This is a genomic window from Pantoea sp. MHSD4, assembly GCF_021043305.1.
GTDB lineage: Bacteria > Pseudomonadota > Gammaproteobacteria > Enterobacterales > Enterobacteriaceae > Pantoea > Pantoea eucalypti.
On sequence record NZ_JAJNDH010000007.1, the window covers coordinates 106,957 to 131,639 of the forward strand.

21 protein-coding genes, 1 tRNA gene and 2 other RNA genes are annotated in these 24,683 nt (G+C 54.0%); 17 read left to right on the plus strand and 7 right to left on the minus strand.

The window, feature by feature from the left end; genetic code table 11:
* The first annotated feature begins 132 nt into the window (after positions 1 to 132).
* The 3 genes from LQK91_RS18885 to LQK91_RS18895 all read left to right on the plus strand — a co-directional run bounded on the left by LQK91_RS18885 (position 133) and on the right by LQK91_RS18895 (position 3,543).
* A complete protein-coding gene (locus LQK91_RS18885) occupies positions 133 to 1,473 on the plus strand; it encodes an aspartate aminotransferase family protein (protein WP_003849706.1) in 1,341 nt (446 codons plus the stop codon).
* A gap of 282 nt (positions 1,474 to 1,755) precedes the next feature.
* Positions 1,756 to 2,373, plus strand: coding sequence for a superoxide dismutase [Mn] (gene sodA, locus LQK91_RS18890; protein ID WP_008926407.1), 618 nt, complete (start codon positions 1,756 to 1,758; stop codon positions 2,371 to 2,373).
* Positions 2,374 to 2,574: 201 nt separating this feature from the next.
* Positions 2,575 to 3,543 carry a VirK/YbjX family protein gene (locus tag LQK91_RS18895; protein WP_008926408.1) on the plus strand — a complete coding sequence of 323 codons (969 nt, stop codon included), beginning with the start codon at positions 2,575 to 2,577 and terminating at the stop codon, positions 3,541 to 3,543.
* A 9-nt stretch (positions 3,544 to 3,552) separates the two neighbouring features.
* Here LQK91_RS18895 and LQK91_RS18900 read toward each other — a convergent pair whose 3' ends face one another.
* The 6 genes from LQK91_RS18900 to LQK91_RS18925 form a co-directional block, all read right to left on the minus strand.
* Positions 3,553 to 3,915 carry a YibL family ribosome-associated protein gene (locus LQK91_RS18900; protein WP_003848030.1) on the minus strand — a complete coding sequence of 121 codons (363 nt, stop codon included), beginning with the start codon at positions 3,913 to 3,915 and terminating at the stop codon, positions 3,553 to 3,555.
* 103 nt (positions 3,916 to 4,018) lie between these two features.
* The gene (gene mtlR, locus LQK91_RS18905) at positions 4,019 to 4,564 is read right to left on the minus strand and encodes a mannitol operon repressor MtlR (protein WP_181162247.1); all 546 of its coding nucleotides are present in this window, start codon (positions 4,562 to 4,564) and stop codon (positions 4,019 to 4,021) included.
* Between the two features lie 64 nt (positions 4,565 to 4,628).
* Positions 4,629 to 5,777 carry a mannitol-1-phosphate 5-dehydrogenase gene (mtlD, locus tag LQK91_RS18910; protein WP_003848038.1) on the minus strand — a complete coding sequence of 383 codons (1,149 nt, stop codon included), beginning with the start codon at positions 5,775 to 5,777 and terminating at the stop codon, positions 4,629 to 4,631.
* 95 nt (positions 5,778 to 5,872) lie between these two features.
* Positions 5,873 to 7,807, minus strand: a complete 1,935-nt coding sequence (locus LQK91_RS18915; RefSeq protein WP_003848039.1) for a PTS mannitol transporter subunit IICBA — start codon at positions 7,805 to 7,807, stop codon at positions 5,873 to 5,875.
* A gap of 432 nt (positions 7,808 to 8,239) precedes the next feature.
* Positions 8,240 to 8,956 (minus strand): DUF3053 domain-containing protein, encoded by a 717-nt coding sequence (locus LQK91_RS18920; RefSeq protein ID WP_008926411.1) that lies wholly within the window; start codon positions 8,954 to 8,956, stop codon positions 8,240 to 8,242.
* Between the two features lie 226 nt (positions 8,957 to 9,182).
* A complete protein-coding gene (locus tag LQK91_RS18925; protein ID WP_105100000.1) occupies positions 9,183 to 10,781 on the minus strand; it encodes a gamma-glutamyltransferase family protein in 1,599 nt (532 codons plus the stop codon).
* A gap of 736 nt (positions 10,782 to 11,517) precedes the next feature.
* On the opposite strand from LQK91_RS18925, the gene LQK91_RS18930 reads away from it, so the two are divergent.
* A complete protein-coding gene (locus LQK91_RS18930) occupies positions 11,518 to 11,814 on the plus strand; it encodes an HTH-type transcriptional regulator (RefSeq protein ID WP_003848045.1) in 297 nt (98 codons plus the stop codon).
* A 38-nt stretch (positions 11,815 to 11,852) separates the two neighbouring features.
* On the opposite strand, the gene LQK91_RS18935 is transcribed toward LQK91_RS18930, so the two are convergent.
* Complete coding sequence (locus LQK91_RS18935) at positions 11,853 to 12,449, minus strand: HD domain-containing protein (RefSeq protein ID WP_008926412.1); 597 nt, start codon at positions 12,447 to 12,449, stop codon at positions 11,853 to 11,855.
* 62 nt (positions 12,450 to 12,511) lie between these two features.
* Between LQK91_RS18935 and LQK91_RS18940 the strand changes: the two genes are divergently transcribed.
* From LQK91_RS18940 to bcsQ, 13 genes are all read left to right on the plus strand, one after another.
* Positions 12,512 to 12,976 (plus strand): MarR family winged helix-turn-helix transcriptional regulator, encoded by a 465-nt coding sequence (locus tag LQK91_RS18940; protein ID WP_003848049.1) that lies wholly within the window; start codon positions 12,512 to 12,514, stop codon positions 12,974 to 12,976.
* Positions 12,977 to 13,071: 95 nt separating this feature from the next.
* Positions 13,072 to 13,500, plus strand: coding sequence for an organic hydroperoxide resistance protein (locus LQK91_RS18945; RefSeq protein WP_003848051.1), 429 nt, complete (start codon positions 13,072 to 13,074; stop codon positions 13,498 to 13,500).
* A 318-nt stretch (positions 13,501 to 13,818) separates the two neighbouring features.
* Positions 13,819 to 15,510 (plus strand): kdo(2)-lipid A phosphoethanolamine 7''-transferase, encoded by a 1,692-nt coding sequence (eptB, locus tag LQK91_RS18950; protein WP_008926413.1) that lies wholly within the window; start codon positions 13,819 to 13,821, stop codon positions 15,508 to 15,510.
* 125 nt (positions 15,511 to 15,635) lie between these two features.
* Positions 15,636 to 15,712 (plus strand) — tRNA-Pro (locus LQK91_RS18955).
* Between the two features lie 35 nt (positions 15,713 to 15,747).
* A non-coding RNA gene (locus LQK91_RS18960) (RtT sRNA) lies at positions 15,748 to 15,877 on the plus strand.
* A gap of 35 nt (positions 15,878 to 15,912) precedes the next feature.
* A non-coding RNA gene (locus LQK91_RS18965) (RtT sRNA) lies at positions 15,913 to 16,042 on the plus strand.
* Positions 16,043 to 17,044: 1,002 nt separating this feature from the next.
* The gene (dppA, locus tag LQK91_RS18970) at positions 17,045 to 18,655 is read left to right on the plus strand and encodes a dipeptide ABC transporter periplasmic-binding protein DppA (protein ID WP_105100002.1); all 1,611 of its coding nucleotides are present in this window, start codon (positions 17,045 to 17,047) and stop codon (positions 18,653 to 18,655) included.
* A 171-nt stretch (positions 18,656 to 18,826) separates the two neighbouring features.
* Complete coding sequence (dppB, locus tag LQK91_RS18975) at positions 18,827 to 19,846, plus strand: dipeptide ABC transporter permease DppB (protein ID WP_003852000.1); 1,020 nt, start codon at positions 18,827 to 18,829, stop codon at positions 19,844 to 19,846.
* Between the two features lie 9 nt (positions 19,847 to 19,855).
* Positions 19,856 to 20,758: a dipeptide ABC transporter permease DppC gene (gene dppC, locus LQK91_RS18980; protein WP_003851999.1), complete on the plus strand. Its 903-nt coding sequence runs from the start codon at positions 19,856 to 19,858 to the stop codon at positions 20,756 to 20,758.
* A gap of 12 nt (positions 20,759 to 20,770) precedes the next feature.
* Positions 20,771 to 21,757: a dipeptide ABC transporter ATP-binding protein gene (dppD, locus tag LQK91_RS18985; RefSeq protein WP_003851998.1), complete on the plus strand. Its 987-nt coding sequence runs from the start codon at positions 20,771 to 20,773 to the stop codon at positions 21,755 to 21,757.
* On the plus strand, positions 21,747 to 22,769 hold the full coding sequence (dppF, locus tag LQK91_RS18990) for a dipeptide ABC transporter ATP-binding subunit DppF (protein WP_105100003.1): 1,023 nt from the start codon (positions 21,747 to 21,749) through the stop codon (positions 22,767 to 22,769). Before dppD ends, dppF begins: the two co-directional genes overlap by 11 nt.
* A gap of 519 nt (positions 22,770 to 23,288) precedes the next feature.
* Positions 23,289 to 23,870 carry a cellulose biosynthesis protein BcsO gene (gene bcsO, locus LQK91_RS18995; RefSeq protein ID WP_008926416.1) on the plus strand — a complete coding sequence of 194 codons (582 nt, stop codon included), beginning with the start codon at positions 23,289 to 23,291 and terminating at the stop codon, positions 23,868 to 23,870.
* Positions 23,861 to 24,664 (plus strand): cellulose biosynthesis protein BcsQ, encoded by an 804-nt coding sequence (bcsQ, locus tag LQK91_RS19000; RefSeq protein WP_008926417.1) that lies wholly within the window; start codon positions 23,861 to 23,863, stop codon positions 24,662 to 24,664. Before bcsO ends, bcsQ begins: the two co-directional genes overlap by 10 nt.
* Positions 24,665 to 24,683: the final 19 nt, after the last annotated feature.

Consider the following 24,683-nt stretch of genomic DNA (forward strand, 5'->3'; position numbering starts at 1 on the left):
CAAGCTTAGCGCGGCGGCTTGACGGCGTCATGTGTATTTTATTGCTTTTGTGTATTTTGTTGCATTTTAGATTCAGGCAGGCATGATACAGGAGTCCGCTCTTCTTCCTTCATCCTTGTAACGGGAGTCAATATGGCCACGCGTTCCACCATTATGGATACCAACAGTTTTCGTGCTGAACATGCCGATGCGCTCGACAGTGACACACGCAAACTGACCGATAAACGCAGCAAAGTGCTTGGCGAATCCTATCGCCTGTTCTATCGCAAACCGGTTCATCTGGTGCGGGGTGAAGGGCAATATCTGTGGGACGCAGCGGGCGATAAATATCTCGACGTTTACAACAACGTGGCGAGCATTGGTCATTGCCATCCGGCCGTGATTGAGGCGGTGACGCAGCAGATGAAAATGCTGAACACCCACACGCGTTACCTGCATGAAAAGATTCTGGATTACAGTGAAGCGCTGCTGGCAACGACACCTGCGGCGATCGATCGCGCGATGTACATGTGCACCGGATCGGAAGCCAACGATCTGGCGATTCGCGTGGCGCGCGCGTTCAGCGGCGGTACCGGAATTATCGTCAGTAAAGAGGCCTATCACGGCACCAGTGAGCTGACCTCCGGCGCGTCTCCGGCACTGGGCAGTGGACAGCCACTGGCACCGACCACGCGGCTGGTGATGCCGCCAGATGCCTACCGTGTGGATGCGCCCGACCTGGGTGACTGGTTCGCAGACCAGATTCAGCAGCAGATTGATGACATGGCGGCGCACGGCATTAAATTTGCCGGTTTCCTGGCGGACTCGATTTTCTCCTCGGACGGCGTTCTGCCCAATCCACGCGGCTTCCTGAAAAAAGCGATTGAGGTGGTGCATGCCAACGGCGGCATTTTTATTGCCGACGAAGTTCAGCCTGGCTTTGGCCGAACTGGCGACGCGTTCTGGGGCTTTGGTCGCCACGATGTGGTGCCTGATGTGATTACCACTGGCAAGCCGATGGGCAATGGCATTCCGGTTTCCGGACTGCTGGCAAAAAGTGATGTGCTGGCAGCCTTCAGCGATTCGATTCCCTACTTCAATACCTTTGGGGGGAATCCGGTCGCGATGGCGGCGGCGCAGGCGGTGCTGAACGTGATTACCGAAGAGGGATTACAGGAACACAGCCGCGTGGTCGGCGCGAAGCTTCTGGCTGAGCTGCGAACCCTGATGGATCGCTATGAGTGTGTGGGGGATGTGCGCGGTGCCGGACTGTTTATCGGCTTTGAACTGGTCACCGATCGTCACAGCAAAACGCCGGACAAAACGCTGGCGCTGGATTTGATTGAGAAGCTTCGTGAACATCGTGTGCTCACCTCGGTCGCCGGTCCGTATGGGAATGTGCTGAAACTGCGTCCACCACTGGCTTTCCAGGAGAGCGATATCGACTGGCTGGTTGGCGCACTCGACAGCGCCCTGCGCGAGCTGGGTCAGTAACGCGCAGAGCAGGGCCGACGCGGCGTTCAGGCGGGAGGCGTGCTGGCTGATAGCCTGGCATCAGCGTGCTGCTCTCCCTGCCTGGCACGTCTGAAAAGGCAGAGCCAGCATCAGCACACTGTAAAAACAACGGGTTGCTAATGCCGGCTTTCGCAAATCCTTAGGGTTAATAGGGCATTGATTACCCTTTTACGCTACATGAATTTAACTATAATGATTCGACTGCTTACGCGGCACGTCCCGAATTCGTCGTGCTGCTCAAACTAAATGGAGAGGAAGAACATGAGTTATTCACTGCCATCCCTGCCTTACGCATACGACGCACTGGAACCGCATTTCGACAAGCAGACGATGGAGATCCATCACACCAAACACCACCAGACCTATGTGAACAACGCTAACGCCGCGCTGGAAGGTACTGAATTTGCTAATCTGCCGGTAGAAGAGCTGATCACCAAACTGGATCAGCTGCCAGCAGACAAAAAAGGCCCACTGCGTAACAACGCAGGCGGTCACGCTAACCACAGCCTGTTCTGGAAAGGCCTGAAAACCGGTACCACGCTGCAGGGTGACCTGAAAGCGGCTATCGAGAAAGATTTCGGTAGCGTGGAAAAATTCCAGGAAGAGTTCGAGAAAGCCGCTGCGACCCGTTTCGGTTCTGGCTGGGCATGGCTGGTTAAGAAAGGCGACAAACTGGCTGTGGTTTCTACCGCAAACCAGGATAACCCGCTGATGGGTGAAGCGGTTGCCGGCGTTTCTGGCTTCCCGATCATCGGTCTGGATGTGTGGGAACACGCTTACTATCTGAAGTATCAGAACAAGCGTCCTGACTACATCAAAGCGTTCTGGAACGTGGTTAACTGGGACGAAGCGGCAGCCCGCTTCGCTGCTGCTCAGTAAGTTAACAAAGCGTAAACGCAATGAAGATAAACCGGTGAAATTTATTTCGCCGGTTTTTTTTATCTCTATTTTGTGTATTCCAGATTCGGACCCGAAGTCATCAGATATGAGTTTTAATGTTATTCCGCATTAACCTGCCGTTGATATTGACTATGTTATTTTCAGTGACATTCTTGTTTAACTCATTGTGTGTCGCTGACTATGTCAATTATAACTACTCAGGAAAATACGACCGAATCCTCTGCTTCTCTTTTTTTTCAGTTAATTAGCGGGAAATATGTTCCCGATAAACTCTGGAAAAGTAAACGTTTCCGCCTGAAATTTGTGTTAAGAACCTTAATATCGCCACTGACGACGCTGCATTATCTGGACGCGTTGTCGCATTTACCGCAACTCCCGCTGCTGATGAGCACGCAGGGATTGTTGCCCGCTAAGCTGCACCGGCCCTATCTGCGTTCAGGACTGAGCATTGCAGCACGTGCGCAGGCGATACTTGATCATTACAGCCTGATGAATAATCTGGAAAATCCTATGCTGCGCCAGCTGTTGCAAAGCGCTACGGATAATCCACTGGCCACACTGACCGGTAAAAATGGCGAAAACTTTATCCTCTCGTGCAGCTCTGGTTATTTCGACCGGGAAGGGGAAGTGACACTGGTATTGCGTTATAACGACGAAATTATTGCGTCGCTCTCATTTTCTATTCTCAACGAAAATAGCCAGCGCACCCTGTTAATTGGTGGACTACAGGGGCCGCGGAAACATATCAATAATGAGATGATCCGCGAGGCGACCAAAGCGGCTCACGGTCTCTTTCCAAAGCGTCTGTTAATGGAAGCGGTATTTATTGTTGCGAAGCAGTGCGGTGTGGAAAATATTCTGGCGGTAGGTGATGAGACACATGTCTTCCGCAGTCTGCGTTATCGCCATAGCAAAGGGGATAAGTTCTTTGCCAGCTACAGTGAATTCTGGCTGTCGCTGAGCGGTGAAGCGCGCAAAGATGGGATGTTTACTCTGCCGCTGAGCCTGCCGCGCAAGACACTGGAGGAGATCGCCAGTAAGAAGCGGGCAGAGTATCGCCGTCGCTATGAACTGCTGGATGCGCTGGCGGAGCAGGTGTACGCCGCCGCTGGCGAACGCAAAGCCGATGTCGATCAGGCAGCTGCCTGATCGACCCCGTCAGAATGCGGTTTTAGCGAAGCCGGTCATCGCTGTCAGACCCATCTCACGTCCCAGCGCGGTCATTGGATGCACCACCACCAGGCCGCGCACGCTTTTTTTCAGCGCGCCCAGATTTGCCTGCTCTTTCTTGGTAATTTCGCGGCTGAAGCCCATTTTCTGCAGCTTCTGCGCTTCGGCACTGAGTTTTTCAACCCGCTGACCGCGCAGGCGCTCAATCTCAATGACCAGCGCTTCTTTCTCTTTCAGCAACGCGCCCAGTTTCTCGACATCACCCGATTCAAGTAGCTGCGGTTCTTTGCGGTTCAATGCGTCCAGCTTATCGCTGAGAAGTTTGATTTCGTTCTTTTCTTGCTCTTTCATGACAACAACTCGTTGAGGAAAACAGGGCAAGGATACACCAAATCTGGCGCATATTCCCGTTCAGGTTAAGACGAAAAAGGCGCCGTGATGGCGCCTGACAGGATCAGCTACCGGACTTTTTAAACGCCTGCTTCATACTGATGCGCGCGATCAGCTCGGTGAGTGACAGGACCATGGTGGAGCGCACCATCTGCAGATAGCGCTGCTGCTGCATACTGCGCAGCTCGGGATCTTCAGTATTAAACACCGGCGCGGGTGGCCAGGCCGTGACACAGTGCAGTTCCCCAAACGGGCCGAGAATCTCGTCGTCAGTAAAACGATAATCGCCGTGGTCGTGATTCAGCTCTTCGCGCAGTGCCAGCAGCAGTTCACCATCTTCATATTCGTGCCGGCTGATGACGCCAAGTCCGTAAATCAGCTTCAGGCGAACCGAGAGTTCGCCCAAAGGGCCATTACCCAGCAGCAGCGGTTCTACGGCATATTTAACCGCATAGTCATCTTTGCGGAACACCTGCAGCACCAGCAGATTGACGGCTTCAGCCAATAGCTCAACGGCGGCGATCAGGAAGCTTCTCACCGAACGACCGGCGTTCAGGCGCTCAAGCACCCGGTTCTCAAAAGCCTGCTTCTCTTCCATTATTGCCTGCATGGGTTCAATACCGCCGTTGGGCGCAGGCGAACTGCGCCCGGCTTGCGTCACTAACACGTGCGCATTATGCCATAGCGTGCCAGGCGCTCACCACAGAAGCCACCACTTCGCTGTCGGCATCCAGTCCTGAAATCTCAGCCAGCGTAGCCTGCGGGCCTTTTTCTGCCAGCAGCGCGGCCAGTTCCTGTGCCTGCGGGTCCTGATCGCTGTGATAGTGCATGGCAGCAGCAATACCCTGCACCAGGCTGGCGTGCGGTAAACCATACTCCAGTGTGCCCAGCGTGGGCTTAATCAGGCGATCGCCCGCGCTGAGTTTACGCAGCGGCTGACGGCCTACGCGCTCAACATCATCTTTCAGATAAGGATTTTCAAAACGACCCAGTATTTTCTGGATATAGGCCGCATGTTTTTCCGCGTCAAAACCGTAACGTTTAATCAGTACCGCGCCACTCTCTTCCATTGCGCCTTTCACTACGGCCCGGATTTTTTCATCAAGGATGGCGTCACGAATGGTCTGGTGACCCGCCAGCTGGCCGAGGTAGGCGGTAATGGCGTGACCGGTGTTCAGGGTGAAGAGTTTACGCTCAACAAAGGCCATCAGATTGTCGGTCAGTTCCATGCCAGGAATGGCTGGCAGGTCACCTTTAAACTGGGTTTGATCGACGATCCATTCGCTAAAGGTTTCAACGGTCACTTCCAGTGGATCGGTGCTGCCTGCTTCAGAAGGGGGCACGATGCGATCGACAGCGGAATCCACAAAGCCGACATGCTCTTCCAGCCAGGCGTGATACTGCGCCGGCAGCGCCTTCAGCACATGCTGTTTTAGCTGGCTGGTGCCGCGCACCATATTCTCACAGGCGATGATATTTAATGGACGGGTGTTACCGTTGTCGCTGCGTTTTGCCAGACCTTTTGCCACACTGGCGGCAATACGCTCCAGAATCTGCGGACCCACGGCGGTGGTAACAAGATCGACGTCAGAGACCAGGGTGATGATCTCATCGCTGGTGCTGTTTACGGCACTGACGCCTTTAACGGTTTCCACTTTGGCCTGTTCGCCAACCACATGAACGGGATACTCATGACGCGCGTTCAGTGCATCCAGCACCGTCTGATTCACATCAGCAAAAACCAGTTCGATACCTGCATCAGCCAGTAATTTGCCGATAAAGCCGCGACCAATGTTTCCTGCTCCGAAATGTAACGCTTTCATAATTTTTGACCCATATCAAATGACGATGGGGCGGGCAAACCCGCCCCAGGAAATCGGGACGGGCATGACCGCCCCAGGGAAAGAATTGCTCTGAATTACGCGACGGCAGGCTTGCCTGACAGCAGATCCAGCACTTCCTGCACGCGGGTGGTGTTCGCCAGCTTCTCAATCACGCTGTCATCATCCAGCGCATTGGTCAGGCTGGTAATCACCTGAATGTGCTCGTTATTACGGGCAGCAATACCAATCACCAGGCGCGCGACGTCATCTGGCTCTTCGCCAAACAGGACGCCTGCCGGATACTGACAGAACACCACGCCAGTTTTCAGCACGCGATCTTTCGCTTCAACGGTCCCGTGCGGCACCGCAATCGACTCACCGAGGTAGGTCGGCGTCAGTTTTTCACGCGCCAGCATCGCGTCAACATATTCTGGCTCTACATAACCGCCTTTCACCAGCTGTTCACCAGCAAAACGAATCGCCTGTTCTTTGTTGCTGGCGGTCAGGCCGAGGAAGACGTTATCTGCACCCAGTTTAAACAGGTGTGCGTTGCCTTCATCGTAACTGTCAGAGAGCGCAGTGGTGACCGTTTGACGATGCACGTCGCTGCGATTAGCGGCAACCAGACGTTCGGTCAGCGTGCTGTAGAGCGCACTGTCGAGGAAGTTATTCAGCGAGATGTGCTGCGCATGCGGAGCCTGGCGAATAGCACGCTCGGTCAGATCACGATGGGTAATCACCAGATCGACATCGCCTGGCAGGGCATTGATCGCGGTATTCGTCACCGACACATTGCTCAGACCTGCATCCTGCACTTTCTTACGCAGAACACCTGCACCCATGGCGCTTGAGCCCATACCGGCATCACAGGCGACGATAATTTTGCGCACGTGATGCAGCTCGACGCTCATCGCATCGCTGGCGACGGGTGCACCCGCCACGCTCTGGCCTTTCGACTGCGCTTTCATCTCATGCATGCGCTGAGTCGCGGCTTCGATATCGTCATCTTCTTTAACCTTGCTGGTTTTCAGCAGGATAGCGGAAACGACGAAGGAGACGGCGAAAGCGGCAGCAATGGCAGCGATGTTCGCAAAGTAGGCACCCTTTGGTGTCATCGCCAGCACCGCCAGGATTGAACCCGGTGAAGCAGGCGAGACCAGGCCACCGTTCAGCACGGTCAGTGTGAAGACACCCGTCATGCCTCCCAGGATGACCGCCAGCAGCAGGCGAGGCGCCATCAGCACATACGGGAAGTAGATCTCATGGATGCCGCCAAGGAAGTGGATAATTGCCGCACCGCCTGCAGACTGTTTAGCACTACCACGACCAAAGAACATGTAGGCCATCAGCACGCCCATACCCGGACCCGGGTTGGCTTCGATCAGGAAGAAGATCGACTTGCCCGCCTCACTGGCTTGCTGGATACCCAGCGGTGAGAAGATCCCGTGGTTGATGGCGTTGTTCAGGAACAGGATTTTTGCCGGTTCCACGAAGATTGAGGTCAGCGGCAGCAGGTTGTTCTGCACCATCAGATTCACGCCTGCGGCGAGAATGTGTGACAGACCTTCTACCAGCGGACCAATCGCCAGGAACGCCAGCAGTGCCAGAATCATCCCGATAATACCGGCCGAGAAGTTGTTAACCAGCATCTCGAAGCCGCTTTTGATTTTGCCGTCAATCGCCCGGTCAAACGACTTAATTGCCCAGCCGCCCAGTGGACCGGCAATCATTGCACCGAGGAACATCGGCATATCCGCACCGACAATCACACCCATTGTCGTAATTGCACCGACCACACCGCCACGATCGCCGCCCACCAGACGCCCACCGGTAAAACCGATCAGCAGTGGCAGCAGGTAGGTGATCATTGGGCCAACCAGTTTGGCCAGCGTTTCGTTCGGGATCCAGCCAGTTGGAATAAACAGCGCGGTGATGATACCCCAGGCGATGAACGCCCCGATGTTTGGCATCACCATATTACTCAGAAAGCGACCAAAGCTCTGTACTTTGACCTTCACTGATGAGGACATAAACCCACCCCTTATTGAGACGCGCTGCAATAGGAGAGCGCGTTTGTTTTTGTTTAGCCACCCCGACTCGAAGCCGGTGGTATTACTGTATGCACGCGGACTCTATCACGCGAATTTGGCACTGCGTAGCACGCGGGAAAAGTGTGATCTACATCACTGATTAAGGGTGGTGGCAGGGGTGATTAGCGTGACATTGATCACATTTTTATAACGGTTACGTGTTGTTTTGCCTGGTTTTTACGCGTGATAGCTGATTATCTGTGAGTTTGATCACACTAAAAGGGCGGGGGTTTGTTATATAAATGTGACTCAGATCACAAACTATTTTTGGTCGAAAATGCGCCAGATCACACTTCATTCGACAGGCTATCGGATGAGATTAGAAAAGGCGTGGAGACGGGCAGGCGACCTACGCCTGCCCATAAAGCAGATTTACTGCAGGCCACCCTGAACGGCCGCTTGTGCCTGAGGAAGCGCCTGTGCATTCGCGGATAACGTGCTCATTATCGCGTTGTATTGTGAAGCCTGATCCTGCGTCGGGAACTGCACGCCGCCATCATTGAAGCTGACGCGGGTACCCTGAGTTTGCAGGAATTCGCCGGTCTGCACGGCAGCCTGGCTCAGCGCCTGAAGTTTAGGCAGCAGCGGAATCAGCTGATTGGCGGGTACCGTCACCACTTTGTTATAGGCGGTGTCGTAGACTTTTTTCAGATCATCCGTCTGCTTTAGGGCCGCTTTGCTGCTGTCCGCCTGCATTTTTGCGCTCTCAATCTGCTGGGTAACAATGACCAGTGCGCTCGTGGCCTGACGCAGGGAATCACGACGGCTGAGATAATCCTGCGGAACGCGAATGGCAGACAGTTCATCCACCACCGGACGCATCCCCTGTTCAACGGCTTTGTTCGCCTGCTGCGAAAAGCCGTACATGATGGCGTAATCGCTGGCGAAGTTGCCAAAGCTTTGCTTCTGGTTTTCGCTGAGGCTAGGGAGATGCTCGCCACTGCGCATCACGGTATTCTGGAGGAAATCAATAAATGCTTTACGCTGCTCGCCTTCTTTGTCACCGCATGCGGTGAGTTGCAGCACGATGAGCGCGCCAGCGAGCATAATGCCGCCGCGTGCCATAAGGCGTGTAAGTCCTGAAGCCATTGGGTCAACTCCTGTCGGTAGTACTGTCTGATGTCCAGGTAGGAATGGCCTAAAGAATAGAACAAACCGCCGTCACGGCACAATGTGAAACCGCCTGTGAAGCAGAGGCTTTCTTAAACGCCGGTGATACAACGGGATCGCCCGCACGTCAGAGCGCGATACGTTTCCTGCCATCATGCGTTAACCTGAACGTCAGTTTAGCGGTATGGCGATCACGGCTGCAGCCTTAAAACACCACCGCCTGACCATCTTTGCGACTCTCGCTGGCTGCAATATAGAAACCCTGCGGATCGCGCACTATCGCCTGCGCGCCACCAAAGTTGTAATTGCTCAGGGGATCTTCCAGTACCACATTGTGCCCCATGCGGCGCAGCGTGCTCAGGGTATTGCGATCGAGTGTCGATTCAAACACCACCTCGCGTCCCTGTACCACCCGCCAGCGCGGCGCATCAATCGCAGCCTGCGGATTCTGGCGGTGCAGCATAATTCGCAGCGCCAGCTGGACATGACCCTGCGCCTGCATCGGGCCACCCATCACACCAAACGCCATCAGCGGCTGACCCTGCTCATCCAGCGCAAAGGCCGGGATGATGGTGTGAAAAGGGCGCTTACCGCCTGCCACCACGTTAGGATGGTCTGGATCGAGTGAAAAGCCCGCCCCACGGTTCTGCAGGCTGATGCCGGTGTTGGGCACCACCACGCCGGAGCCAAAGCCCATGTAGTTAGACTGAATGAATGAGACCATCATACCGCTGGCATCAGCCGTCGCAACATACACCGTGCCGCTCTGCTGCGGTGATCCAAAGCGGAAATCTCCCGCTTTGTCAGGATCAATCAACGCTGCCCGCTGGCGGATATACTCTTTACTCAGCAGTAACGCTGCCGGGAACTCGAGATGATCTTCATCGGTGACATAACGCTCCAGATCAACCAGTGCCAGTTTCATCGCCTCAATGGAGAGATGCAGCCACTGCGGCGAATCAGGCGCATAACGGTTGATCTCCCACGCTTCCAGAATGCCGAGCGCAATCAATGTCGCAATGCCCTGACCGTTAGGCGGCAACTCCTGCACCGATCCCCCGGCAAACGGATGTGACAGCAGGGTAACCCAGTCGGCGCGATGGTTTTTCAAATCGTCCAGCGTCAGCGCCGCGCCATGTTCACGGGCAAAGGCTGTCATCTTCTGCGCCAGTGCACCGCGATAAAAACTTTCACCCTGTGTCTCAGCGATCGTCTGCAGGGTCCGGGCCTGAGCCGGATTGCGGAATAACTCGCCCGCACGGGGTGGACGGCCCTGCGGCGCAAAGCAGTCGATGAAGCCAGGCTGATCCCGTAGCTTGTCATAGCCTCGCTGCCACAGCTGACCAATCAGCGGTGATACCGGAAAACCGTTGCGCGCATAGTCAATTGCGGGTTGCGCCAGTGTGGTCAGCGGTAGGGTCCCGAAGCGCTGCGCCAGCGTGACCCACGCCGAGACGGCACCCGGGACGGTAACGGACTCCCAGCCGGTTTCTGGCATTGCACTCAAACCGGCGAAGCGCTCAGGATGCCACGCGGCGGGCGAACGGCCTGAGGCGTTTAATCCATGCAGCTCGCTGCCGTCCCAGACAATGGCAAACGCATCGCTGCCGATGCCGTTTCCGGTTGGCTCCAGCACAGTTAAGGCGATGGCGGTAGCGACAGCGGCATCTACAGCATTTCCGCCCTGCTGCAGCATCCGTAAGCCCGCCTGCGCCGCCAGCGGTTGTGAGGTCGCCACGGCATTGCGTCCCATCATCGGTACGCGATGAGAAGGGTATCCGACGTCAAAATCTGTTTCTCGCATCGCTCTTCATCCTTTCAGGTGGCAGGTCTCTTTTTACCCGTCATGAGTGCGCAATCACAAGGCTGCACTTTTAGCGCGCATCAGCGCGATTAAGGACGGCTGACTGCACCGGCATGAGGCATCTGCCGTTTCGTTAGAGTGACTGTTGATTTCGCTGACGATATGGCGGCGTTCAGAATAAAATATTTCTCCGCACGTCGCTGTGAGCCGCCGCGCGCCAGGGCTCAGCGGCAAACCAGGACTATTCTTAAATTAATCAGAACTGTGAATATAAGTGTTCATGAAGTAAACCATTGGCGTATATTTTGCAATCACTACCTGAAGAGGTGTAATGCCTCACAGAAATGAGAATGTGCCCGCCAAAAGCTTGATGGCATCCACATAAATAGCAAACACCATTTGATTTTTTTGCCCGCTGTGCAGGCGCAAAAATCAACCGCCTCAGTAGGTTAGAAGCGCTGGAGCGTTTTCGGCACACGTTAGTTAAAAAAATAATTATAAATTGCGCGGCAAATAGTCAGGTCTCTATCCATACTTAGTCTCCCGGCATTTGTTGCATTGTTCTGACACCTTTATAAGCAGTGCACCGCAGGCTGTGTCCCGTAATGGTTTTTCTCATAACAAAAACAAACCCTTGCGGGATCCAGCCTGAACAGGCCCGGTTTCAGAGTCCTGACTTCAGGCTCGTACCTCTCTACTTTCACGTGCTTCATAGTGAGTTTTTAAGGAGTTCTCTATGGAATTAAAAGACCCGATGTTTGAATTGCTCAGCAGCCTTGAGCAGATTGTTTTGACACGTGATGATCGCGCCGCCGAGTTACTTATTCAGCGTCAGCAACCCGCCCAGCCAGAGCCACAGCGTCTGCGCGAAATGACCGGCATGCAGGTTGATGAGTTTGCTAAAGTGATGGGCGTGAGCGTATCTTCCGTGAAAAGCTGGGAAGCCCGGCGTACCCGTCCATCCGCGACGGCGCAGAAACTGATGAAGTTATTACAGGCCAATCCCTATCTGGGACGCCAGTTGCTTGAATAATCAGGCATCATGAAAACACCCGCCGCTGGCGGGTTTTTTTATGCGTGTTTTATGCTGTATTTAGCGGCCTGTTTGACAAACCAGCTCTCCGGCACGCTGTAGGGCGGCTCCCGCAACCGGGCAAGCCCGCTTTCTATGATCGTCGAAGCCTGCTGCCACAACTGTGCATCGCCCTGCTTCAGCAACGCAATCTGTATCTGCTTTTCCACCAGGTAGACCCGCGCAAAGTCAGGATCAAAACGTACAATCGCGCGGGTATTGTCGATGATGTCCGCCAGCTTGATAGTCTGGGCCTCAGGACTGGCGCTGGCCGTATGGCGAAAGTGCGCAAGCTTCCGGGCCGCCCGATTTTTCGCCGTAGCCGGTGCGCTATCGGTCAGCATCTCCACCAGGCTGGCCACGCGCGCGCCAAAGTGGGCTTCGATATCGCTCTGGGTCGTGGAGGTATCTTCTACGGTATCGTGCAGCCAGGCTGCCGCTAACAATGCCTCGTCATGGCTGACGCTGCGCACCAGTTCCACCACCGCGGCCGGATGAACAATATAAGGCTCATCGGTATATTTGCGGCGCTGACCGGCACTGGCATGTGCCTCGGTGGCGAATCGACGCGCCTGTTCTTCCAGTGAATCCAGCATGCTTTTACCCCTGACTAAAAGTTTGCTTGCAATTATCTAGCGCGCTATATATATTGAACACCATGAACTGTGATCAAGATGACAAAAAAGTGAAAACGATGCCACTGTTGGTCGATCAGCAACTCTGCTTTGCGCTTTATTCTGCCAATCTGGCAATGAATAAAGTGTATCGCCAGTTGCTGAGCCAGCTCGACATTACCTATCCACAATATCTGGTGATGCTGGTGTTGTGGCAGAAAGATGATGTTACGGTGTCAGAGATTGGCGAGCAGCTTTTTTTAGACTCGGCAACATTAACGCCACTGCTGAAGCGACTGGAAAGCGCGGGTCTGATTAACCGGCAGCGTACCCGTCAGGATGAACGGCAGGTTGCAGTAACACTGACCGAGGCTGGCCGTGCGCTGCGCGTTAAGGCTGAAGCCATTCCTGAAGCGGTTAAATGTGCCACTGCCTGTGACGATGATGCCCTGCTGGCGCTGAAATTACAGCTTGATGGATTGCGTGATAACCTGATTCAGTCACGATAAATATTGCCGACGGGTGCATTGCACCCGTTGAACCTCACCGCCTGATTACGGTTAAATAAGTAGCAGGCGATTAAATAGTGTAACGGAGAAATGTCATGTCTTTAGAACAAGTGGTTTACCGCGCCAAAGCCAAAGCTACCGGTGGTCGTGATGGTCGTGCAACCTCTTCTGACGGTGTACTGGACGTTAAACTGGGCGTGCCAAAAGAGATGGGCGGTGCAGGCGGCGAAGTGACCAACCCTGAGCAGCTGTTTGCGGCGGGCTATTCTGCCTGCTTCATCGGTGCGATGAAGTTTGTTGCGGGTCGCGACAAAATCGCGATGCCAAAAGATGCGTGGATTGAAGGTGAAGTAGGTATCGGCCCGATCCCCAACGGCTTTGGCATCGAAGCGACGCTGAATATTCACCTGCCGGGAATGGATGAAGCAGAAGCGCAGAAGCTGGTGGATGCGGCACACATCGTGTGTCCTTACTCAAACGCCACTCGCAACAACATCGACGTGACGCTGAACATCATTCGCTAAGCATGCTGCGGGCCTGAATTATCAGGCCCGCACTTTTGCCTGTTATTCAATCCCACACTTCCGTCTCACTGCGTCAGCATGTCCGGTTAATCCTCCGCGCTGTGTACAAAAAATGTGCTAATCAGGTCGACAGCGATTATTATCTGGTCTATGAAACGCCCTCATGCTTTACTGAGCCACCTCGCGTTATAGCCTATAAATCCGTTCAGAATTTTCCTTCATCTTGTCCGGTCCGCTTATTCAGCGAACTCTGCCGCGTTTCGGCAGTCACATAAAAGATTTGGTTAAGCGCTTCACACCGGAGAAACACCTTTTTTCATGAATTATATTAAAACCCTGACTCAGCAGAAGTTATCGTTACTGCTGGCGCTCTACCTCGGTATCTTACTGAATTTACCAATTTTCTATCGTCGTTTTGATGGTTTTCTTTCGCACTCTACGATAACGAACTGGCTGACTGCCGTCACTGAAGTGGTGGCCATTGTGCTGCTGACTTTCTTCCTGATGCGGCTGCTGTCGCTGGGTGGAAAGTGGTTTTATCGCGTGCTGGCCACGCTGATAGTGCTGATTTCCGTTGCCGCTGCTTATTACATGGCATTTTTTAACGTCGTAATTGGCTACGGCATTGTGGCTTCGGTGATGACCACTGATACCGATCTTTCTAAAGAGGTGGTTGGCTACCATTTCATTCTGTGGATGGTGCTGGTCAGCGCGCTGCCGCTGCTGATGATCTGGCGTAATAAGCTGAGCATGACGTTGAATGAGCAGCTGCGCACGCCGGGACAGCGTCTTAAACCCTCCGTGATCATGCTGCTTTGCGTGGCGCTGGTCTGGTTGCCGATTCGCTTTCTGGACAAACTGCAGAAGCAAAACGAAGAGATTACCAACGTCGATCTACCGAGCTACGGCGGTGTCGTGGCACACTCTTATCTTCCTTCAAACTGGCTTGCAGCTGTAGGACTCTTTGCCTGGACCCGCGTGGATGAGACGCTGAATAGCGAGGAATTGCTGGATCCGGCGAAGAAGTTTACCTACGTCGCGCCTGCCGGACTGGACGACACCTATGTGGTGTTTGTGATTGGTGAGACCACCCGCTGGGATCACATGGGGATGCTGGGCTACGAGCGTGACACCACGCCAAAGTTGTCGAAAGAGAAGAATCTTGTGGCGTTCCGGGGCGAATCCTGTGATACCGCGACCAAGCTGTCATTGCGCTGCATGTTCGTACGCGAAGGCGGCACCATGGATAACCCAGGTCGTACGCTGAAAGAGCAGAACGTGTTTGCGGTGATGAAAGAGCTGGGCTTCACGTCTGAGTTGTTTGCGATGCAGAGCGAAGTCTGGTTCTACGACAACATCAATGCCAACAACTTTGCTTTCCGTGAGCAGATTGGTTCAGAGAAGCGTAATCAGGGCAAAGCGGTGGATGACATGCTGCTGGTGCCGGAGATGAAAGCGTCACTGGATCGTTTCCCGAAAGGTAAGCATCTGATCGTGTTGCACACTAAAGGGTCGCACTACCTCTATTCACAGCGTTATCCGCGCAGTTTCGCGAAATATCAGCCGGAATGTATGGGCGTGGATGAGACCTGCAGCAAAGCGCAGTTGATTAACGCTTATGACAACTCGGTGCTGTATGTCGATAGTATGCTGGATAGCGTGCTGGATCAGCTGCGTGATAAGAAGGCGATCGTTTTCTATGCCTCTGATCACGGTGAGTCGATTAGCGAGAATATGCATTTGCACGGCACGCCGCGCGAGATGGCGCCACCTGAGCAGTTCCGCGTACCGATGATGGTCTGGGCCTCCGATAAGTATCTGGAAGACAGCCAGAACCGCAGCAATTTTGAGCGTTTGCAGGCGCAGCAGCGCGTAGGCCGCACTCATCGCCATGTTGAGTTGTTCGACACCATTCTGGGCTGTCTGGGTTATACCTCGCCAGATGGCGGTATTAACCCCGCCAACAACTGGTGTCAGGCACCGGCAAAAGGTCAGGCTAAAGCGCTGTAATAGTGAGCGAAAAGGGCAGGGCAGGTGGTTAATTACGGGTAACCGCGTGCTTTCCAGGCGATTGGCGGCAAAAGCATAAAAAGCGGTTGACGCTGATCGGGGGTAGCAGTAACATGCGCCCCCATCGGCGAGTAGCGCAGCTTGGTAGCGCAACTGGTTTGGGACCAGTGGGTCGGAGGTTCGAATCCTCTCTCGCCGACCATATTTAAGAAAACCTGTCTGAAAAGACAGGTTTTTTTTCGTCTGTAATAAATGAGGATGAGAACCTCCGAAGGAGGTTTGAGCCGAGCGTAGCGAGACAACGTTGCTTCAGCAACGGCCCGAAGGGCGCTGCTCGAAGAGCAGAGTAATCCTCTCTCGCCGACCATATTTAAGAAAACCTGTCTGAAAAGACAGGTTTTTTTTCGTCTGTAACAAATGAGGATGAGGACCTCCGAAGGAGGTTTGAGCCGAGCGTAGCGAGACAACGTTGCTTCAGCAACGGCCCGAAGGGCGCTGCTCGAAGAGCAGAGTAATCCTCTCTCGCCGACCATATTTAAGAAAACCTGTCTGAAAAGACAGGTTTTTTTTCGTCTGTAGAAAAGTGATTTGCAGGCAAAGAATTAGCGCTGTGCGGGGTTCAGACGGCTGAAAGATCTAAACCCGAGTGAATCTGACAGCAGCGCATAAATTCAAGGCGGAGGGAACACGGGCAGAGGAGGAAAGCGTCCCACGCCATGGACAAAAACGCCGGGAGCGTTTTTGAACAACGCAACGCGTTGGCCCGGCTACGGGCGCACCTCATCCCTGAGGTGCGCCCGTGGCCGGGCCAACGCATTGCGTTGCTACAGGCGTATGCTCCCTTCGCTTCACGTCTGGCAGACGCATCAGGTACTTACATGGGCGTTTCAGAACGCCTGAGAAATCCAAATCATTTTTGTTACCTTCCAGAAAGTTCCAGTAAACCCCATCTTCCGCGCGTTCCACTTACTGACAATAATTATCCCTGCTTTCCCGCTGACAGGCCTTATCCCATAAGCGATGCGATCATAATTCGCGACACATTCTTCTTATGACCGAAAGCGGCAACATGCTGATTTCTTATGCTTCTTTACCAGCATATTCCGCTGGATGAACGTCATAACGCACGGTGAATCGTTCAGTTATTCAACATTTGCCGGTAAAAGTTTTAAGTTTTTTAGCGGTGAGAATCACTAGCGATAGAGCAGGCTTCCAGCACAATGCACGGAATTCAGGTCAGCTCTGCTGTGCATTATATGGCATTTGGACAGAAACGGTTTTTATTACCGTTGCATGCGATTCCTCACACTCTGTGTAAATAAGTAACCGTTGTATTGACGTTCTTTGCAACTGTTGACAAATTGATGCGTCAATAAATGCGCAGTTACGGAATTTTCTGAATGCATAACCTGCATCTGAAAAAACAAAAAATCGTAGCGCGCGTTAACCACCTGTTCGGTGGTACGCCTGAACCGCATAAAAAAATCAGAGGTCAGGCAATACACACAACATCACATCACAATGGAGCAAACGCATGATCAACTCCCTGGCTAAATCCGGGATGCTGAAGGTCGGTCTGAGCCTGATTGCTATGACTGTCGCCGCCGGTGTTCAGGCAAAAACCCTCGTTTACTGTTCTGAAGGTTCTCCGGAAGGCTTTAACCCGCAGTTGTTCACTTCGGGCACCACCTACGATGCCAGCTCACGTCAGATCTACAACCGACTGGTTGAGTTCACCATCGGCACCACCGAACTGCACGCTGCACTGGCAGAGAAGTGGGATGTCAGCGAAGACGGTAAAACTTACACCTTCCACCTGCGCAAAGGCGTGAAGTGGCAGACCACTAAAGATTTCAAACCGACGCGTGACTTCAACGCGGATGATGTGGTGTTCACCTTTGAGCGTCAGCTGGATAAAAACAACGCCTATCACGGCGTCTCCGGCGGCAGCTACGAATATTTCGAAGGCATGGATATGCCTAAGCTGATCAGCAAAATTGAGAAAGTGGACGACAACACCGTTCGCTTCGTGCTGACCCGTCCTGAATCGCCGTTCCTCGCCGACCTCGGCATGGATTTCGCCTCGATTCTGTCGAAAGAGTACGCAGACAACATGCTGAAAGCGGGTACCCCGCAAAACGTCGACCTGAACCCGGTTGGTACCGGTCCGTTCCAGCTGCTGCAGTACCAGAAAGATTCGCGCATCCTTTACAAAGCTAACCCGAATTACTGGGGCACCAAGCCAAAAATCGATCGCTTAGTCTTCTCCATTACCCCGGATGCTTCAGTGCGTTACGCCAAACTGCAGAAGGGCGAATGCCAGGTCATGCCTTATCCAAATCCGGCTGACATTGCGCGTATGAAGCAGGACAAGAACATCAACCTGTATGAGCAGGCGGGCCTGAACGTCGGCTATCTGTCATACAACGTTGAGAAAAAACCGCTGGATAACCTGAAAGTACGTCAGGCACTGACCATGGCGGTCAACAAAAAGGCGATTATCGACGCCGTTTATCAGGGTGCAGGTCAGCCTGCTAAAAACCTGATCCCACCAACAATGTGGGGCTATAACGACGCGGTGAAAGACTACGCATACGATCCTGAGAAAGCCAAAGCGCTGCTGAAAGAAGCGGGCATGGCAGACGGTTTCTCAATCGACCTGTGGGCAATGCCGGTTCAGCGTCCTTACAACCCGAACGCACGCCGCATGGCTGAAATGATTCAGAGTGACTGGACGAAGATTGGCGTCAAAGCCAAAATCGTCACCTACGAGTGGGGCGAATATCTGAAGCGCGCCAAAGCGGGCGAGCACCAGACCGTCATGATGGGCTGGACCGGCGACAATGGGGATCCGGATAACTTCCTGGCCACCCTGTTCAGCTGTTCAGCGGCTAAAGATGGCTCTAACTACTCGCGCTGGTGCGATAAGTCCTTCGAGGACCAGATCCAGCCCGCTCGCGCGACTGCCGATCAGGCGAAGCGCATCGAGTACTACAAACAGGCACAGGTTGTGATGCATGACCAGGTACCGGCGCTGATGATCGCGCACTCAACGGTATACGAACCGGTCAGCAAGAAAGTCTCCGGGTACAAAGTCGATCCGCTGGGCGGACACTACTTTGCTCAGGTAGACATTAAAGAATAATTGTCGCCTTTTCCGGGGCGGCTGCGCGTCGCCCCGGCTTTATCTCCCTGTTTTACTGGAAACGGTAGAGGCGCAGCCAGTCTGCGTCGCGGTCGGGCCTACCCGATCGTCAGATGTAAGCAATAACAACCCTCGCGGCGACGGTCGCGCGGACAAGAGAGAACCCGGATTATGCTGCAGTTCATACTCCGACGTCTGGGCCTTGTTATCCCAACGTTTATCGGCATTACATTACTCACCTTCGCGTTTGTTCACATGATCCCCGGCGATCCGGTGCTGATCATGGCGGGCGAGCGCGGTATTTCACCTGAACGTCATGCACAGTTAATGGCACTGTTAGGGCTGGATCAGCCACTGTGGAAACAGTACCTGCACTACATTAACGGCGTATTACATGGCGACCTGGGCATTTCACTTAAAAGCCGCATCCCGGTCTGGGATGAGTTTGTTCCGCGCTTCAAAGCGACGCTGGAACTCGGTATCTGCGCCATGATATTTGCCGTGGCCATTGGCATCCCGGTAGGGGTTCTGGCGGCGGTGAAGCGCGGTTCGATTTTCGATCACACCGCTGTGGGAATCTCACTGACCGGCTACTCCATGCCGATCTTCTGGTGGGGCATCATGTTGATCATGCTGGTTTCGGTTCAGTTCAACCTGACACCCGTTTCCGGGCGGGTCGGCGACACCGTCTTCCTGGATGACAGCATGCCATTAACCGGCTTTATGCTCATCGACACCTTCTTCTGGGGTGAGCCGGGCGACTTCCACGATGCGGTCATGCACATGATTCTGCCAGCCATCGTGCTCGGCACCATTCCGCTGGCGGTGATAGTGCGTATGACGCGGTCGGCGATGCTTGAAGTACTGGGTGAAGATTACATCCGTACGGCGCGCGCTAAAGGCCTGACGCGGATGCGTGTGATCGTGGTGCATGCGCTGCGAAACGCCATGCTGCCGGTGGTCACGGTAATTGGTCTGCAGGTCGGCACGCTGCTGGCCGGGGCGATTCTTACCGAAACCATCTTCTCATGGCCGGGTCTGGGTCGCTGGCTGATTGAAGCGTTGCAGCGCCGTGACTATCCGGTGGTGCAGGGCGGCGTGCTGCTGACCGCAGTACTGATCATCGTGGTCAACCTGCTGGTTGATCTGCTGTATGGCGTGGTTAACCCGCGCATACGTCACAAGAAATAAGGGGGCATCATGTCTGTTGTTGATCCCGGCAGCGTTACCGTTGCACCCACGCCGATGACCCCGTTCCAGGAATTCTGGCACTACTTTAAACGTAACAAAGGCGCCGTTGTGGGCCTGGTCTACATCATCATTGTATTGCTTTGCGCTATCTTTGCCGATGTACTGGCCCCGCATGCACCTGCTGAGCAGTTCCGCGATGCGCTGCTGCATCCGCCGGTCTGGCAGGAAGGCGGTAACTGGAGCTACATCCTGGGCACCGACGACGTGGGCCGCGATGTGCTGTCGCGTCTAATGTACGGTGCGCGCCTGTCACTGCTGGTGGGCTGTCTGGTCGTGGTGCTGTCACTGATTTTCGGCGTGATATTTGGCCTGCTGGCCGGTTATCTCGGCGGCGTGGTCGATGCCATCATCATGCGTGTAGTCGATATCATGCTGGCGCTGCCAAGTCTGCTGCTGGCGCTGGTGCTGGTCGCCATCTTTGGCCCCTCAATCGTCAACGCCTCCATCGCGCTGACCTTTGTGGCACTGCCGCACTATATCCGTCTGACCCGCGCGGCGGTGCTGGTCGAAGTGAACCGCGACTATGTCACCGCTTCCGGCGTGGCCGGTGCGGGTATGCTGCGCCAGATGTTCGTGAATATTCTGCCTAACTGCCTTGCACCGCTTATCGTGCAGGCGTCATTAGGTTTCTCCAACGCCATTCTCGATATGGCGGCGTTGGGCTTTCTCGGTATGGGTGCGCAACCGCCAACGCCGGAGTGGGGCACCATGCTCTCCGACGTTCTGCAGTATGCGCAAAGTGCCTGGTGGGTAGTGACCTTCCCTGGATTGGTCATTCTGCTTACCGTACTGGCATTTAACCTGATGGGCGATGGTTTGCGTGATGCCCTCGACCCGAAACTCAAGCAGTAAAGAGGCACCGAGATGGCGTTATTAAATGTAGACAAACTATCGGTGCATTTCGGCGACGATAAAGCACCGTTCCGTGCGGTTGACCGCATCAGTTATCAGGTAGAGCAGGGCCAGGTTGTGGGTATCGTGGGCGAGTCTGGCTCCGGTAAATCAGTCAGTTCGCTGGCGATCATGGGGCTGATCGATTTCCCCGGCAAAGTGATGGCTGAGAAGCTGGAGTTCAACCAGCGCGACCTGCAACACATCTCCGAACGCGAGCGCCGCCAGCTGGTGGGTGCAGAAGTGGCGATGATTTTTCAGGACCCGATGACCAGCCTGAATCCCTGCTACACCGTGGGTTTCCAGATTATGGAAGCGATCAAGGTGCATCAGGGCGGCAATAAACGCACGCGGCGTCAGCGGGCAATCGACCTGCTGAATCAGGTCGGTATTCCCGATCCTGCGTCACGTCTCGATGTCTATCCGCACCAGCTGTCGGGCGGCATGAGCCAGCGTGTGATGATTGCGATGGCGATCGCCTGCCGGCCAAAGCTGCTCATCGCCGATGAGCCGACCACAGCGCTCGACGTGACTATCCAGGCACAGATCATCGAACTGCTGCTGGAGTTACAGCGGCAGGAGAACATGGCGCTGATTCTGATTACGCACGATCTGGCGTTAGTGGCAGAAGCGGCTCACCACATTATCGTGATGTATGCCGGTCAGGTGGTGGAGAGCGGCAAAGCGACCGATATTTTCAAAGCGCCGCGCCATCCCTATACGCAGGCGCTGCTGCGTGCGTTGCCAGAGTTTGCGGCTGATAAAGCGCGTCTGGCCTCGCTGCCGGGCGTCGTGCCGGGTAAATATGATCGCCCGGTTGGCTGTCTGCTGAATCCACGCTGCCCTTATGCGACTGACCTATGTCGTCAGGAAGAACCTGAACTGCGCACTATTCCAGGACGCCAGTCCAAGTGTCACTATCCGCTGGACGATGCCGGGAGACCCACTTATGAGTCATGAAATTAAGAAAGATCAGTTTCTGTTACAGGCGATTGATCTGAAGAAGCACTACCCGGTGAAGAAGGGACTGTTTGGTCAGGAGCGTCTGGTCAAGGCACTTGATGGCGTCTCTTTTGATCTGGAACGCGGTAAAACGCTGGCAGTGGTTGGCGAGTCAGGCTGTGGTAAATCCACGCTGGGCCGACTGCTGACCATGATTGAAACCCCGACCGAAGGGCAGCTCTACTGGCACGGTCAGGATCTGCTGAAACACGATCCTCAGGCGCAGAAGCTGCGTCGTCAGAAAATCCAGATCGTGTTCCAGAACCCGTATGGCTCACTCAATCCGCGTAAAAAAGTGAGCCAGATTCTGGAAGAGCCATTGGTGATCAATACCTCGCTTACCAAAGCGGAACGTCGCGAGAAGACGCTGGAGATGATGGCGAAAGTCGGCCTGAAAACTGAACATTATGACCGCTATCCACACATGTTCTCGGGTGGACAGCGCCAGCGTATCGCGATTGCGCGCGGGCTGATGCTCGATCCGGACGTGCTGATTGCTGATGAGCCAGTTTCGGCGCTCGACGTGTCGGTGCGTGCTCAGGTGCTGAACCTGATGATGGATCTGCAGCAGGATATGGGCCTCTCATACGTCTTTATCTCGCACGATTTATCCGTGGTAGAACACATAGCCGATGAGGTAATGGTGATGTACCTCGGCCGTTGCGTAGAAAAGGGCAGCAAAGAGGCGATTTTCGCCAATCCGCGCCATCCTTATACTCAGGCTTTGCTGTCAGCGACGCCGCGTCTTAATCCTGACGACCGTCGTGAGCGTATTAAGCTGACCGGCGAGCTGCCAAGCCCGCTGAATCCGCCACCAGGCTGCGCCTTTAATGCACGCTGCCATCGGCGTTTCAGCACCTGTGTACAGCTGCAGCCAAAGTTGAAAAACTATGGCGGGCAGGAAATTGCCTGCTTCGCGGTTGATCAGGATGAGAATCAGCCGGTTGGGGTGGCAGAAAACGTCAGCTGAGCAATCACCTTGCCTCCAGCCGAAGGCTCCTTTCTGGAGCCTTTTTTTATCTCAATTCAGTGGCAAGCCGCACCGCTGGCGGTTCCACACTCATATTCTGATTATTTCCCTCCTGTTTTCTTTACCACTTTTAACCTGTTTTTTTCTGGTGATATTTTCAGCGGAAAAAGATAAATGCCATCAATCCCTCATGGTGGCGAGCGGCTTTTTGCTGCACCTGAAATGGCCTTGTCGCTGTTAAATACGCTGTGTGGTATGAGTCCTTCTGGCTGGGCCATTCGTTGCCACAGCGGCTATTTCCGAAAAATTTTAAAAAAAAGCCAGACAATTTAACTTAAATTTAGCTTATTAATAATCAGGGGTTGTGCGCTGAGAATGGCTTTTAGTCGGCAGGGTTTAATCTTTATGATTAAACTATTTTATTGAATTTGCTCTTTTTGTAATCAGTTTTTTCTGACTGACATTCGAGGGATGTGTTATATTCCAGGAAAATTCTCACCTTGTTGCAGGCCACGGTCAATGAAGAATAATTACGATGATTTGCAGCGTTTTAAAGAGAAAACGCAAACGCTCGACATCGACTTTAAAGATATGTCTGGCCAGACGCAGGAAGCGGCGGAACACAGTAAATGGGCATTGATTCGTCAGCTGGCGAAAGAAGAACAGCAGGCGCCATTGGGTAGCGGTCAGCGTATCGACCTGCCTCAGCCTCAGCCGCTGCGCGGTGATGAGTTCACGGCTCCTCCGCCTGAGGCACCGGCACGACCAGCCACGCTAAGTGCCCAACCGACAATGGCCGTTCACAGTTCGATTCTCGATAGTCTGACAGGCAGCAACCTGCCAGCAGCCAGTATGGCTGAACGTGGCTCTTCGTCACTGTTTCCGCCACCGCCGCCACTAAAAGTGGCTGAGCCTGCGGCTGTATTGCGTGCTGAGCCAGCCCGTCATGCTACTGCGGCGGAGCGTCAGCCTGTTGTTACGCCCGCTGCACCCCATGCTGAGCCGGGACGGTTTGGCCCGCTGTTCCGCTCACGCGATGTGACTCTGCCGAAAGAAACCTTGCTCAAACCGTTACTGGAGAAGATTGCGTTATGCCGTTAGTTTGTGTGTGCTCGCCGAAGGGAGGCGTGGGAAAAACGACGCTGGCGGCGAATCTGGCCTGGAGTCTGGCACGTTCCGGTAGCAAAGTTCTGGCGATTGATTTTGATGTGCAGAATGCATTGCGTCTGCACTTTGGTGTGCCACTTCATGATGGCCGTGGATTTGTGGCGCGCTCAGAAGAGCAGGCGGACTGGAGCCAGTCAATCCTCACCACCGGCGGCAATATCTTTGTCCTGCCTTATGGCGACGTGACGGAGACACAGCGCGAGCGGTTCGAAGAGAACCTGATGAAAGATCCTCACTTTATTAAGCGCGGTCTGGATACGGTGCTGAACTATCCCGGTCTGGTTATTGTGGCTGATTTTCCGCCTGGTCCCGGTCCTGCCCTTAAAGCAATGACGGCGCTGGCCGATATGCATTTAGTGGTGATGTTAGCAGATACCGCGTCAGTGTCGTTATTACCGCAGATTGAAGAAAACCGGATGACCGGTAAACCGCTGAATAATAAGCAGGGTCACTATTTTATCCTGAACCAGTGCGACAACCGCCGGAATATTAATCGCGATGTCACCGCATTTATGCAGCAGCGTCTGGGCGATAACTTACTGGGCGTGGTTCACCGTGATGAAAGCGTGGGTGAAGCCAATGCTTCCCAACAGTCTGTTTATGATTTCAGCCCGGCTTCGGCAGCGGCATTTGATATTGAACTGATCGCGAAACGTGTCAGCAGTATTTTAAATATCACCGTGGGTAATGGCGAAGTTCAGGCTCCCATCCGCACAAACCACTATTAGCCGGCTGCTGCAGGCGACT

Coding starts and splice junctions, on each gene's coding strand:
- dppA (WP_105100002.1), top strand. CDS start 17,045: ATGATCAACTCCCTGGCTAAATCCGGGATGCTGAAGGTCGGTCTGAGC.
- dppD (WP_003851998.1), top strand. CDS start 20,771: ATGGCGTTATTAAATGTAGACAAACTATCGGTGCATTTCGGCGACGAT.
- sodA (WP_008926407.1), top strand. CDS start 1,756: ATGAGTTATTCACTGCCATCCCTGCCTTACGCATACGACGCACTGGAA.
- eptB (WP_008926413.1), top strand. CDS start 13,819: ATGAATTATATTAAAACCCTGACTCAGCAGAAGTTATCGTTACTGCTG.
- LQK91_RS18895 (WP_008926408.1), top strand. CDS start 2,575: ATGTCAATTATAACTACTCAGGAAAATACGACCGAATCCTCTGCTTCT.
- mtlD (WP_003848038.1), bottom strand. CDS start 5,777: ATGAAAGCGTTACATTTCGGAGCAGGAAACATTGGTCGCGGCTTTATC.
- LQK91_RS18885 (WP_003849706.1), top strand. CDS start 133: ATGGCCACGCGTTCCACCATTATGGATACCAACAGTTTTCGTGCTGAA.
- dppB (WP_003852000.1), top strand. CDS start 18,827: ATGCTGCAGTTCATACTCCGACGTCTGGGCCTTGTTATCCCAACGTTT.
- bcsQ (WP_008926417.1), top strand. CDS start 23,861: ATGCCGTTAGTTTGTGTGTGCTCGCCGAAGGGAGGCGTGGGAAAAACG.
- LQK91_RS18940 (WP_003848049.1), top strand. CDS start 12,512: ATGAACTGTGATCAAGATGACAAAAAAGTGAAAACGATGCCACTGTTG.
- dppF (WP_105100003.1), top strand. CDS start 21,747: ATGAGTCATGAAATTAAGAAAGATCAGTTTCTGTTACAGGCGATTGAT.
- LQK91_RS18930 (WP_003848045.1), top strand. CDS start 11,518: ATGGAATTAAAAGACCCGATGTTTGAATTGCTCAGCAGCCTTGAGCAG.
- LQK91_RS18945 (WP_003848051.1), top strand. CDS start 13,072: ATGTCTTTAGAACAAGTGGTTTACCGCGCCAAAGCCAAAGCTACCGGT.
- LQK91_RS18925 (WP_105100000.1), bottom strand. CDS start 10,781: ATGCGAGAAACAGATTTTGACGTCGGATACCCTTCTCATCGCGTACCG.
- LQK91_RS18935 (WP_008926412.1), bottom strand. CDS start 12,449: ATGCTGGATTCACTGGAAGAACAGGCGCGTCGATTCGCCACCGAGGCA.
- dppC (WP_003851999.1), top strand. CDS start 19,856: ATGTCTGTTGTTGATCCCGGCAGCGTTACCGTTGCACCCACGCCGATG.
- LQK91_RS18920 (WP_008926411.1), bottom strand. CDS start 8,956: ATGGCTTCAGGACTTACACGCCTTATGGCACGCGGCGGCATTATGCTC.
- bcsO (WP_008926416.1), top strand. CDS start 23,289: ATGAAGAATAATTACGATGATTTGCAGCGTTTTAAAGAGAAAACGCAA.
- LQK91_RS18900 (WP_003848030.1), bottom strand. CDS start 3,915: ATGAAAGAGCAAGAAAAGAACGAAATCAAACTTCTCAGCGATAAGCTG.
- LQK91_RS18915 (WP_003848039.1), bottom strand. CDS start 7,807: ATGTCCTCATCAGTGAAGGTCAAAGTACAGAGCTTTGGTCGCTTTCTG.
- mtlR (WP_181162247.1), bottom strand. CDS start 4,564: ATGCAGGCAATAATGGAAGAGAAGCAGGCTTTTGAGAACCGGGTGCTT.